This window comes from Pseudomonas helleri, assembly GCF_045830615.1.
Lineage (GTDB): Bacteria > Pseudomonadota > Gammaproteobacteria > Pseudomonadales > Pseudomonadaceae > Aquipseudomonas > Aquipseudomonas helleri.
The window spans coordinates 3795479-3807129 of record NZ_CP174501.1; the positions used below are offsets into that span (position 1 = coordinate 3795479).

The 11651-nt window shown below is 55.4% G+C and carries 11 protein-coding genes; 1 reads left to right on the forward strand and 10 read right to left on the reverse strand.

The features are described from left to right. Nucleotides 1-10: 10 nt before the first annotated feature. From ACJJU9_RS17080 to ACJJU9_RS17095, 4 genes are all read right to left on the reverse strand, one after another. On the reverse strand, nucleotides 11-583 hold the full coding sequence (locus ACJJU9_RS17080; RefSeq protein WP_048373064.1) for a GNAT family N-acetyltransferase: 573 nt from the start codon (nucleotides 581-583) through the stop codon (nucleotides 11-13). Between the two features lie 80 nt (nucleotides 584-663). Then, a complete protein-coding gene (gene dnaQ, locus ACJJU9_RS17085) occupies nucleotides 664-1440 on the reverse strand; it encodes a DNA polymerase III subunit epsilon (protein WP_407729067.1) in 777 nt (258 codons plus the stop codon). Between the two features lie 522 nt (nucleotides 1441-1962). Next, nucleotides 1963-2745, reverse strand: coding sequence for an SDR family NAD(P)-dependent oxidoreductase (locus ACJJU9_RS17090; RefSeq protein WP_407729068.1), 783 nt, complete (start codon nucleotides 2743-2745; stop codon nucleotides 1963-1965). A 116-nt stretch (nucleotides 2746-2861) separates the two neighbouring features. Continuing rightward, the gene (locus ACJJU9_RS17095) at nucleotides 2862-3785 is read right to left on the reverse strand and encodes a LysR family transcriptional regulator (protein ID WP_407729069.1); all 924 of its coding nucleotides are present in this window, start codon (nucleotides 3783-3785) and stop codon (nucleotides 2862-2864) included. A gap of 148 nt (nucleotides 3786-3933) precedes the next feature. Here ACJJU9_RS17095 and ACJJU9_RS17100 point away from each other — a divergent pair, with 148 nt between their 5' ends. Beyond that, nucleotides 3934-4839: an NAD-dependent epimerase/dehydratase family protein gene (locus tag ACJJU9_RS17100; protein ID WP_407729070.1), complete on the forward strand. Its 906-nt coding sequence runs from the start codon at nucleotides 3934-3936 to the stop codon at nucleotides 4837-4839. 216 nt (nucleotides 4840-5055) lie between these two features. On the opposite strand, the gene ACJJU9_RS17105 is transcribed toward ACJJU9_RS17100, so the two are convergent. The 6 genes from ACJJU9_RS17105 to ACJJU9_RS17130 all read right to left on the reverse strand — a co-directional run bounded on the left by ACJJU9_RS17105 (nucleotide 5056) and on the right by ACJJU9_RS17130 (nucleotide 11610). Beyond that, nucleotides 5056-6036, reverse strand: a complete 981-nt coding sequence (locus ACJJU9_RS17105) for a transketolase family protein (protein WP_407729071.1) — start codon at nucleotides 6034-6036, stop codon at nucleotides 5056-5058. A 3-nt stretch (nucleotides 6037-6039) separates the two neighbouring features. Then, nucleotides 6040-6924 (reverse strand): transketolase, encoded by an 885-nt coding sequence (locus tag ACJJU9_RS17110; protein ID WP_407729072.1) that lies wholly within the window; start codon nucleotides 6922-6924, stop codon nucleotides 6040-6042. Nucleotides 6925-7003: 79 nt separating this feature from the next. Continuing rightward, on the reverse strand, nucleotides 7004-8107 hold the full coding sequence (locus ACJJU9_RS17115; RefSeq protein ID WP_407729073.1) for an LLM class flavin-dependent oxidoreductase: 1104 nt from the start codon (nucleotides 8105-8107) through the stop codon (nucleotides 7004-7006). A gap of 202 nt (nucleotides 8108-8309) precedes the next feature. Beyond that, a complete protein-coding gene (locus ACJJU9_RS17120; protein ID WP_407729074.1) occupies nucleotides 8310-9107 on the reverse strand; it encodes an SDR family NAD(P)-dependent oxidoreductase in 798 nt (265 codons plus the stop codon). Nucleotides 9108-9136: 29 nt separating this feature from the next. Further along, nucleotides 9137-10636: a sugar ABC transporter ATP-binding protein gene (locus ACJJU9_RS17125; RefSeq protein WP_407729075.1), complete on the reverse strand. Its 1500-nt coding sequence runs from the start codon at nucleotides 10634-10636 to the stop codon at nucleotides 9137-9139. A 23-nt stretch (nucleotides 10637-10659) separates the two neighbouring features. Then, the gene (locus tag ACJJU9_RS17130; protein ID WP_407729076.1) at nucleotides 10660-11610 is read right to left on the reverse strand and encodes a sugar ABC transporter substrate-binding protein; all 951 of its coding nucleotides are present in this window, start codon (nucleotides 11608-11610) and stop codon (nucleotides 10660-10662) included. Nucleotides 11611-11651: the final 41 nt, after the last annotated feature.

Here is an 11651-nt window from a genome sequence, read left to right on the forward strand (position 1 = left end):
GCGGTAGCGGCTACACCTGGCTTTCAAACAGCAGATACCAAAAAATCGCCACTTCGCAGGTTTGCGGATCGATGCCGCGATAGCGCAAGTAATCGATACCGCCCACCTGATACCCGCAACGCTCATACAAGCGGCAGGCACCGATATTGTTGTTTTGGGTTTCGAGCATGATGCCCTGCAGTTTTTTCTTGTGGCTCCAGAACTTGACCACATCGAGCAATGACTTGGCCACGCCATGACGGCGCGCGCAAGCGGCAACGGCCAGTTCATCGACATGGGCAAAGCCATTCCAGTTTGTACTGACGACCACATGCCCCACCGGCTGATCATCCAGATAAGCCATGAAAATCGCACTGTCCGGCGCCCCAATGAAACTGGCAAATTCATCCGGGTCTATGCCGTAACACTTGCGATAGGGCGTGATCATGTCCAGAGGCCAGTGCTCGACCTTTTTATGACGGTCAGCACGGGCATACGCGTTTACTTCAAAACTAAAATCATTGCCCCATACATAAGGCGCAAACCCTTCATCCGCCAATCGAACCGAAACCACGGGGTCATTGGGGTTTAAAACCAGGTGCATGAAAAATCCCTCTTTCTTGCGGTGAAATACCCCTGCAACTCGCCATCGCAATCCGCGACGGCGTGACAACCATGATAGATCTAGTGCCGGGTTTGAGCTTCGATGAGTTGTGCCCACAGCGACGGACCACCCGCCGACTTGGCAATCGCCTCAAGGCGCGCCGCATGTTCGGCCAAGTCACTTTCACTTGCACGAATAATCCGACCTGATTGACGGCTCGCTGACAAACGGCGAATTTCCGTGGCCTGGCTGCCAGAACTCTCACCCGACTCATGGCCATCAGACGCATTACCCGCCAGCGACAGGCTGGTTTGCCCACCGGTCATGGCCAGGTAAACATCCGCCAGAATCTCGGAGTCGAGCAAGGCGCCGTGCAACTCACGGCCCGAGTTGTCTACACCATAGCGTTTGCACAAAGCATCCAGGCTATTGCGCTGCCCAGGGTGACGGCCACGCGCCATCATCAGGGTATCGAGAATGGTGCAGTGTTGGGTAATGTCAGCGCGATCGGTCTGCCCGATCAAGGCAAACTCGTTATTCAGAAAGCCGACGTCAAACGCGGCGTTATGAATGATCAGTTGAGCACCCGAGATGAAGTCGAAAAACTCGTCGGCGACTTCGCCAAAACGCGGTTTGCCGACCAGAAACTCATTGGTAATACCGTGGACGCCGATGGCACCCTCGTCACTTTCACGGTCAGGTTGCAGGTACACGTGAAAATGACGGCCGGTCAGGCGACGGCCTATTAATTCCACGCAACCAATCTCGATCACCCGGTGGCCATCGGTGACTGGCATACCGGTAGTTTCAGTATCGAGTACTACTGACCTGTCAGCAGCGTTTTTGTAAACCGTCATCGCGTACCCGCCTATAAATACGGCCGGGATCTTAGCACATCGCTCGAAATCAATCCCAATGGCCAATGATCAGGTGTAAACAGTCATGTACCTTCCACTCAAGAAAGGTTCTCTTATTGCTCTGCATTGCCACGAACATCTTGAACTGCTTGATATTCCCAAAATTGAAAAGCTCACGTGCAAGTTGCTCATACTCCGTCATGTCTTTGGCGTTCAACATCAACAGAAAATCAAAGTACCCCGGTTACGTAATAAGCCGGTTGTACTTGCGGGCAATTAACAAAGCGCTTTTTTATGTCATCCAGCAAGTCAAGTCTCTCATTCTCGAGTTTGACCTCAGCAATAACGGTGATGGGCCGCCCGACAGCGGTAGGGTCCACAATAATGACGTTAGGTTTGATTACGCCAGCCGCTTCGAACGCTGCGATTTTTCTATCGATGCCTTGTCTGCACGATAGCCAGAAAAAGGACAGCACTGATAAGTGCTGTCCTTTGGCAGAGATGAGGACGGGCTAGCCCGCTTCAAAGTATCGACCTTATAGTCCCGCCTTCAATGCGCATGGCCATACCATTGAGCGCCGGCGAGGCCGCCAGGTGCAGTACGCTGCAAGCTACTTCTTCGGGCTCGATCATGCGTCTAATCAGTGATGTGGGTTCGGTTTCGTCAAAGTAATCGTGTACCACCTGTTGCGCCGTAATGCCCTTCTCTTCTGCGATTTGCCGATGGTAGCGCTTCACCGCCTCGGTGTAAGTCGGCCCAGGCAATATTGAGTTGACGCGCACTGCAGTGCCTTTGGTCAACTCCGCCAGCGCCCTGGATATACCCAGCAGACAGGTTTTCATCGCCCCGTAGTGAACCATCCAAGGCTGAGGCTTTACGGCAGATTCACTGCTGATAAAGACGATCGAACCCTCTCCTCGATCGAGCATGGCCTTCATGACAAGGCGAGTCATGCGCACACCGCTCATGACATTCACATTGAAGTAATGAAACCACTGGGCATCGTCCGTTTCGAAAAAATCCCTGACCTCGAATATCCCGACGTTATTGATCAAGAAATCGATCGGCCCAAACTCCAGGGCCATGTTGACCAGTTGCTCCGCGGCCCCGTCCTGCGTCAAATCGGCAACCAGGCCCTTGCTGGAGTCACCGAGCTCTTCAATCGCTGCATTCACTTCATCTGCCAATAACCCGCTGATAACAACCTTTGCACCTTCGAGGATGAAGCGTTGGGCAATGGCCTTGCCAATGCCTGTCGCACCGCCAGTGATCAGTGCGGTTTTACCGGTCAGTTGATAATCCATGAAAGCTGCCTTTTTTTGTAATGTACAAAATCTTGCCCCAGGCTCGGGCTGAAGTCTTTCAAGTGTTGCGGAAAACCGCTTTAAAAAAACGTTGAAAATAGCCGCTTGACCGGCCTTCAGGACGGTGCAAGGTGCGGACCAATTCTCTCCAACAGAAAATCAATAAAAACCCTCACCCGATGGGGCAGTTGCTGCCCCGGACCGATGAAAACTGCATGAATTGCCTCGGTTTCGCCACTGTTGTATTGCTCCAGCAGCGGTATCAAACGTCCCGACTCGATATCGGGATTGATATGGAAGCTCGCGAGTCGAGCAATACCCAACCCAGCCAGCGCGGACTGACGCATGCTCTCGCCATCACTGAATAACGCATTACCTTTGGGCTCTAATTCAATACGCTGGCCTTCGGCATCGCGATACACCCAGACCTGCGAATGACGATGAAAACCAAAGCTCAGCCGATTATGTTGCTGCAAGTCATTCAGGGTTTTCGGCTGACCGTATCGTTTGATGTATGCCGGTGACGCCACCGTGATCATTCGGCTTTCACCCAATCGGCGCTGAATCAGGCTCGACTCTTTCAACGGTCCGGTACGTATCGCTACATCCGCGCGTCGCTCCAATAGATCCACAACGGTATCGGTCAGCTCCACGTTCAGGGTGATATCCGGGTAAGCCGCCAGAAAATCAGGCAATTGCGGCAACAAGCAATGCAGTCCAAAAGGGAGGTTGGCATTGACCTGAATCACCCCGCTGGGTTTGGCTACATTGGCAATATCACGCTCGGCCGAGTCAATCAGTTCAAGAATCCGCAGGCACTCATTATTGAATCGTTCGCCTTCAGCCGTAAGCTCAAGGCGTCGGGTTGAACGATGAAGCAAACGCGCACCCAGGCGCATTTCCAGACGGGCGATCAACTTGCTCACCGCAGACGGGGACATGTCCAGACGCCGGGCAGCCTCGGAGAAGGTCCCTGCATTAACAACCCGAGTGAACACTTCCATTTCGCCAGAGCGGTTGATGTCTTTGAGATTTAGCATGAACTGTATTCACAGATACTTGTAGTTCGAGCAGTCTAGCTCATAAACGGACCCCATCGTATCGTGAAGAGATTCCTTAACCAGGAAAGACCGCGCCTTTGTTTCAAGTAAGGCCCGGGCAAACTCAAGACGCGAAGGAGACAGAACATTGAAAATTTTCGTTACCGGTGTGACCGGTTACATCGGCGGCTCGATAGCAAAATACTTGGTAGATGCGGGTCATGAAGTCAGTGGCCTGATACGTAACCCGCAACAGCGCAGTGCGTTGCTTGAACTGGGTATCACCCCTGTGCTTGGCACCCTGGATGACGCGTTCATTCTCAGCGAACAGGCACGTGCTGCTGACGCCGTCGTGAATGCGGCCAACTCGGATCATCTGGCCTCGGTTCAAACTTTTATCACCGCTCTGAGCGGCAGCGGCAAAGTGCTGCTGCACACCTCAGGCTCAAGTGTCGTTGGCGACGATGCTCGCGGTGCATATGAACGGGCTGAGATCTTTACCGACGAGACGCCATTCACCCCAATGGACATCCGAAAGGATCGGGTGCATATCAACCAGCTCGTTCGGTGCGCAGGTGTTGAACAAGGCATTCGCAGCATCGTGTTTTGCCCGACCATGATCTACGGTGAGTCACTGGGTTTACCTGCAAAAAGCGATCAACTGCCCAAGCTATTTGCGCAATCACGCAAGTATGGCGCTGGGGCCTACATGGGTGCCGGGGTGCATCGCTGGTCCAACGTGCACATCGAAGACTTGGCCGAGCTCTACCGCCTTGCCATCGAAAAGGCTCCATCTGCCTCAGTGTTTTTCGCTGAGAACGGCGAGGCCTCATTCCTCGAAATCGCTACGTCCATCAGCAAGTCCCTTGGCTATGGCGGTGAGATTAAAAGCTGGCCGGCTGATGAGGCAATCGCTGAGCTTGGGGATTGGGCACGCTTTGCCATCGGTTCCAACAGCCGCGTGCGGGCAGTCAATGCGCGCACACTGCTTGGCTGGAAGCCAAAACGCGAATCGATTGTTCAGTGGATCGAAAACAGCGGAGTGCAATGGTAGTAACCGTTGCCTGTCGAGGTTTTGAAAGCTCACTTCGGTGAGCTTTTTTATGCGCGGGTGAATGCCCTGCCCTGGTAAATCACACGCATAAAAAAACGTGCAGCCAAGATGTTCGTCAATGAAAATCCGCGCTGCACGTCAGGCCCATTAAGCCTAAAGGGGACACTGTTGTGGCGTTACTGTTGGCCAGTCAAACGCCTGGCCTGAAATCCAGGCCTAAGCCAATACCTCCAGCGCCACACTTTCGATACCCGCCGCATCCAGCCTGTAATGCCGATAGAGGTGAGTCGGCGGCGCGATGAGGCTGTACTCGTCATAGATCCCATGCCGGCGAACTTTCACCCCGATTCCCTCCTCCGCAATCACTTCACACACCGCGCCGCCAAGGCCGCCAATGATGTTGTGTTCTTCAACGGTGAGGATCGCCTGGCTGTGGCGCGCAGCGGTGAGTACTGCCTCACGGTCCAACGGCTTGATGGTGGTCATATCGATCACGCCTACCGAACGCCCCGCAGCATTCAAGGCCCGTGCTGCTTCAAGGGCGGGGTGAACCGTGGAACCGGTCGCGATGATGGTCAGTTCATCGCCAGTCAGGTGCACGGTTGCCTTGCCAAAGACAAAGTCAGGAACGGTTTCATATACCACCGGATCACGCCCACGCTGAATGCGGAAGTAGATCGGCTGAGGGTAGTTGGCCGAAGCGAGTATCGCGGCCTTGAGTTGATTGCCATCGGCTGGCGCAACCACGGTGATGTCGGCAATCGAGCGCATGATCGCCAGATCTTCGGTAGCGTGGTGCGAGGTGCCGTAGAAGCCCAGGGAAATCCCCGCATGGTGACCGATCAACCGCACTGGCAGGGCTGAATACGCAACGTCCATCCGGATCTGCTCACAGCACAGCAACGGCAGGAAGGATGCAAACGTTGCTACGAAAGGCTTCATGCCTACTGCCGCCATCCCGGCCGCGGCAGAAACCATGTTCTGTTCGGAAATTCCGAATTGCACGAATTTCTCTGGGTAAAGTTCGGCGAATTTCGACAGGCCGTTGGAATACTGAAGGTCAGCGGTACCTGCAACAATCGGCTCGCCCCTTTCGGCCAGTTCGATCAATGCGTCCGACAAGGCATTCAAGCTCGGTGTCTGACTATTCAGTTCCCGGTACTGCCAGGAGTTGTTCGACAGAGGTGCGGTATTCATGAGTTAGATCACCTTGCTTTTGATTTCGTCGATAGCACGTTGCGCATCTTCGGGGTCGAGATAACCCAAGTGCCATCCCGGCTCGGTTTCCATATAGGAAACCCCTTTGCCCTTGACGGTATTGGCGATGACGCACACTGGCTGCGTGCGCGTCGTGTCGGCTTTGAGACGGCGCAACAGACTTGTGACAGCCGCAAGGTCATGACCATCAACTACGTGGGTCTCCCAACCGAAGGCAATCCACTTGTCCGCCAACGGTTCGATACCAATGACATCATCGACATTACCGTCGAGCTGATAACCATTGCGGTCGATGATCGCAACCAGGTTCGCCGTCTTATGGTGGGCCGCCGACAATGCCGCCTCCCAGACTTGCCCTTCCTGCATTTCCCCATCACCCAGCATGACGTAAGTGGTAAACGTCTTGCCCAACATCCGCCCGGCGAGGGCCATGCCCAAGCCGCCAGACAAAGCATGACCAATGGAGCCTGAGGAGAAATCCACACCGGGTACTTTGCGCATATCCGGGTGGTCGCCCAGGGGGTTCCCCAGACGCGTGTAGTTATCGAGAATTTCTTTGGCGAAGAAGCCCCACTCAACCAATACAGGAAACAACCCGACAGCCGCATGCCCCTTGCCCATCATGAAACGGTCACGGTCAGGCCATTTTGGCTCGGCAAATCGCAAGTCCATCACGTCGTAATACAACGCAGCGAACAACTCAGCGGCGGAAAACACTGAAGTGTAGTGGCCGACCTTGGCGATCTCGATCAGCCGGATAGTTTCTAACCGAATGAACTGGGCTTTTTCCCGCAGGCGAGCCAACTCCATCTCGGTCAGCTCAAACGTGTGAGCCGCGTTGTCGCGCGAATCTGTTAAATCAGTCATAAGTCGTGTCCAGGCGCATTACCAGAGTTCCGACCGCATCTACGATGCGGCCGCACATAAGCCCCGCGCAATCGGGCAATTACTGCGCTTTCAAACGTGGTGTCATGTGGTCGTCGAGGCGCGGCATGACCTGCTGCGCAGTCAGTTGCATCGAACGGCGCCACAGCGCTTCGTCGTCCCACTCGTGGAACGTGGTCATCAGCGTGCCGAACGGCCCGGTCTGTTCACTGAACGCAACCAATTGCTCGGTGACGGAGTTCACGTCGCCGTAAATCACCATTTCCTTGATGCAATGGTCGACCGTCACTTCCTCGTCGGTCATGTCGGGGCGAGTCTTGAAGATCTTGGTGTAATGGTTGGTGGCCAGGTTATCGATCATGTAATCGAAGTAGCGTCGCAACGTGCAGCTTTCTTGCGCCAGGTAATCCTCGGCCTGGGCCTGGGAGTCGGCAACGAACACCGAGCGGGCTACACGCCAATTGTTGGCATCGGCCTTGATCCCGGCACTTTGTGCGCCCTGGCAGTAAGCCTGCCAATGTGAGGCTACCGTTGCCGTCGGATTAAAGTTGGCAGACATCAGGTCCCAGTCCTTGGCGCCGGCAAGTTTTGCGGTGCCGGAAAACGGACTCATAGCCGTCGTTGCCACCCGAGGAAACGGCTTTTGGAAAGGCGTCGGCATGTAGCCTATTTCCAGTTCATGGTGCACCGCCTCCTTGAGGCTGACCTGATAGTGCTCTGAGGCAAAATCGTAGGGCGCGCTCGAGTTCCAGATCGCCCGGATCATCTCGTAGCACTCGACCATCATCTGCCCGCGGTCCTTACCGTTACTGGCGTACACCTCAAAGTCGGAGGCCAGCCCACCCGGGCCGATGCCCATGATGAAACGCCCCTTGGACATATGGTCAAACATCGCAGCATCGGCGGCGATTCGCGCAGGGAAATGGTGCGGCAGATTCAGCACGCCAGTGCACAGTTTCATGCGTTGCGTCAGCGGAATCAGAGTGGACATAAATTGCAGCGCATTGGTAATCGGCTCGGTGCGCTGTGAGGTGTGTTCACCGACCCAAAGCTCATCAAAACCAACACTGTCGGCATGGACAGCGCAGGCGATGTCCTGATCGTACATCTCGTGATAGTCCCAGCCCTTATGGTGAAGTGGCTGCATGAACATGGCGAGTTTCATGTCGTTCTCCTGCTAGTTACATTGACCGGCGCGTAACAGAACTTTTTCGCTGCACGCCGTTTTCATGACGAGCGCTCGTTTCGCAGGCGTGCCAGTGCCAGCGCTGCAAGTCGCAACGTTCAAGGAATGGGTTAAATATCCGGGGCAAGTCTCGCGTTAGATCAACGGCCTGCAACTTGCCCGCACATGGTTGTCTTGTGTTTCAACTTCCGTGCAACAACCAGCCACCGTCCACCAGCAGATCGGTGCCAGTCACATAGGACGACAGCGGTGAAACCAGGTACAGCACCGCATCAGCGATCTCCCAGGGTTCGGCCGCACGGCCCAGGGCGATGTTGTCCAGTACGTTGTTTTGCCGATGCTGCTCTAGCAGTTCCGGATCCAGATTACCGGGCGTCGCAGTCAAGCCCGGCGAGACCGAATTGACCCGGATGTTGAAGGCACTCAGGTCCTTTGCCATGCTTCGGGTCATGGCCAGAACCGCACCCTTTGACGTGTCATAGGTGCAGTGGTTGGTCATGGGCCGATGGCCGCAAATGGACGACAGATTGACGATAGCCCCACCACTTTTTTGCTTGCGCATTTGCCGCTGTGCCGCCTGTGCGCCTAAAAAAACCGCACGCGTGTTGATTGCGTTAAGGTCGTCCCAGAAAGCTGCATCGATGTCATCAATCGCTTTGAGCGGGTAAATGCCAGCGTTATTGATCCAGATATCCAGGCCACCGAAACGCTGTACAGCTGTGTCCGCCAGCCGCTGGATGTCTTGCGGACGCCGCACATCGGTGACCTCAAATGCCACGGTATGACCCGCCGCCATCAATTGCTCGCTATGCTCTGGCGCCAGGCTGCCGATCAGAACATTGGCCCCTGCTTCGGCCAGGCGCCGGCTGATGGCAAAACCGATGCCGCTGCTGCCACCCGTGACGACCGCGGTTTTGCCGGACAGATCCAACAGTTCGGCAAAAGGTCGATACGGTAGCGACCGGTATGGATTGGACATGTTTGGTTCTCCTCGATTGGTACCCGACATCAAGCGGTCGCCAGGGTCATGATGCTGTCAGGAGCAATCTGCGGCCGATGCAGGATGCCTTGTGAACAACCGCGCGCCATCACCATTACTCGATGGGAAAGGCCGATGACTTCCTCCAGGTCGGAGCTCACGACAATCACCGACACTCCGGTTTTGGCCAGATTGATGATCAGTTCGTAAATCGCCGCACGGGCGCCCATATCAATGCCTCGGGTCGGCTCATCGAGGATGATGACTTTCGGGTTACGCGCGATCCATTTGGCGATCACCACTTTCTGTTGGTTGCCGCCGGACAGCTTGTCCAGCATCTGCCCGGCCGCCCCCTTGATCCCCAGCGTTGTAATGCGCTCACGGGCGAATGCGGCTACCCGGTGGGTCGCCATGACACCGCAAGAACTGAGGCTATCCAAGTTGCAATAGGCCAGGTTCTCGGCAATCGTCTGGCTCAGTACCACGCCTTCGGTTTTGCGGTCCTCCGGAACCAGCACGACACCGGCACGGATCGCCGCTTGCACGTTATTGGCCGGCAATAACCGATCCCCCAACTTCACCCTGCCCTGGCTCACCGCACTCAATCCCGCGATCGCCTGAACCAACTCAGTTCGACCAGCGCCGACGATGCCGGCAATGCCGAAAATCTCCCCGGCCTTGACTGAAAATGACACATCGTGAAAACGCCCGGCCTTGTCCGACAGTTGCTCAACGCTCAGTACCAGCTCATCACCCGGGTCTGGCAATTCCGGAAACAGACGGTCGATCGGGCGCCCCACCATCTGTGATACCAGGACACCGACTTCTGCCGCTCCGCTGTCGTGACGTGCAATCAAGTGCCCATCACGCAAGACCACCACTTTGTCGGCGATCCGGGCAATTTCGTCCATACGATGACTGATGTAGATGAACGAGACGCCCTCCCTCTTCAGTTCCTTGATCTGTTTAAACAGCAGGTTGGTTTCGTCTTTGCCCAGCGCAGCGGTCGGCTCGTCGAGAATCAACAGACGAGAATTGAGCGTCAGCGCCCGGGCGATTTCCACCAGTTGCTGGGCCGCAATTTTCAGTTGCCGTACCGGGGTGTCCGGTGAAATATCCAGCCCCAGGCGACGCAGTTGCTTCTCTGTTTCACGGTACATCGTCTTACGGTCGATGATGCCGTTACGCGTCGGTAGATGACCGAGGAAAACATTCTCCGCCACACTCAAGTCAGGCAGCAGGTGAACTTCCTGATGGATCATGTTGATCCCCAGCGACATAGCGTCCCCCGGCCCCGTTGGCGCATAGGGTTCACCGGCCAGGAACATCGTGCCCTTGGAGGGGGTCAGCGCGCCGGCGACGATCGAAGAAAAGGTCGATTTGCCCGCGCCGTTTTCCCCCAGCAGCGCCACCACTTCCCCATAACCGATATCGAGGCTGATATCTTCCAGCACCCTGATCGAGTTGAATGACTTACCGATGTTCCTCGCACGGAACAACGGCTCCCGGACGGTATTGATCGCTCTCATGATTTACCCTCCCTTCATCGATCTCAAGGATGCTGTTCAAGGAAGGCTGCTGCGTTTTCCCGGGTGGTCACAAAGGCCGGCAACAACTGAGTCTTGGTCACCTGTTTGCCTTGCTGTAGGTCGACTGCAGTGCGCAATGCAGTACGCCCCATTTCCACGGCTTGCTGCGTGATGGTCATGTCCATTTTTCCATCGCGAATGGCTTCCAGGGCAGACGGCAAGCCGTCATAACCGAACACCCACACCTTGTGATCAATGTTGGCCACCTTGACGGCCTGAGCCGCGCCGAGCGCCGGGGCATCAGAACGTCCGATGAACACGTTGATATTCGGGTTTTTTTGCAACATGTCCTGGGCAACCTTGAAACCGTTGTCCTGCAGCCAGTCAGTGGGCTTGCGGTCGACAATTTTCATCTGCGCAGCCTCGGACAACACAGCATCCAGACCTTTGGCCCGGATCACTTCAGTAGAATCGCCCAGGGTGCCTTGGAGCAGGCCGATTTCAGCCTTACCTCCCGTCAACTTGATCATTTGCCGCGCCAGTTCGCTCGCTGCGGCCAAGTTATCGGTAGAGATGTAGGCATCACATTCGACGTTTTTCGGAAAGTTATCGATGCAGATCACCGGCACCCCCTGCTGGCGCGCAAGGCGTACAGGCACGGCTGAAGCAGCGCTACCGGTGGCGGTATAAAGCAGCACATCGATTCCCTTGCTCAGCATGTCCTGAATCTGGCTGACCTGGCGTGCGGGATCAGCTTGCGCATCGGCCACCAGCACATTTTTGATGTTGAGGCTCTTGGCCTGCTCCATCACACCGTCGCGGACCATTAGGTAGAACACCCATTGCAAGCTCGGGATCGACATCCCCACGGTAATTTCTTCAGTGGGCTTGCTTTGTGCGTAAGCACCGGCCGACATCAAGCCGCCCAGCAATGGCAACCACAGAAAACGAAGCGAAAAAGAAGACAGGTTCATGTTTTTTACCTTTTTTATTGTGCGTGGAACGATGCCGGTTT

Bases quoted from the DNA above. Each gene is read 5' to 3' on its own strand.
- ACJJU9_RS17080 (WP_048373064.1), bottom strand. From the start codon at position 583: ATGCACCTGGTTTTAAACCCCAATGACCCCGTGGTTTCGGTTCGATTG.
- dnaQ (WP_407729067.1), bottom strand. From the start codon at position 1,440: ATGACGGTTTACAAAAACGCTGCTGACAGGTCAGTAGTACTCGATACT.
- ACJJU9_RS17090 (WP_407729068.1), bottom strand. From the start codon at position 2,745: ATGGATTATCAACTGACCGGTAAAACCGCACTGATCACTGGCGGTGCG.
- ACJJU9_RS17095 (WP_407729069.1), bottom strand. From the start codon at position 3,785: ATGCTAAATCTCAAAGACATCAACCGCTCTGGCGAAATGGAAGTGTTC.
- ACJJU9_RS17105 (WP_407729071.1), bottom strand. From the start codon at position 6,036: ATGAATACCGCACCTCTGTCGAACAACTCCTGGCAGTACCGGGAACTG.
- ACJJU9_RS17110 (WP_407729072.1), bottom strand. From the start codon at position 6,924: ATGACTGATTTAACAGATTCGCGCGACAACGCGGCTCACACGTTTGAG.
- ACJJU9_RS17115 (WP_407729073.1), bottom strand. From the start codon at position 8,107: ATGAAACTCGCCATGTTCATGCAGCCACTTCACCATAAGGGCTGGGAC.
- ACJJU9_RS17120 (WP_407729074.1), bottom strand. From the start codon at position 9,107: ATGTCCAATCCATACCGGTCGCTACCGTATCGACCTTTTGCCGAACTG.
- ACJJU9_RS17125 (WP_407729075.1), bottom strand. From the start codon at position 10,636: ATGAGAGCGATCAATACCGTCCGGGAGCCGTTGTTCCGTGCGAGGAAC.
- ACJJU9_RS17130 (WP_407729076.1), bottom strand. From the start codon at position 11,610: ATGAACCTGTCTTCTTTTTCGCTTCGTTTTCTGTGGTTGCCATTGCTG.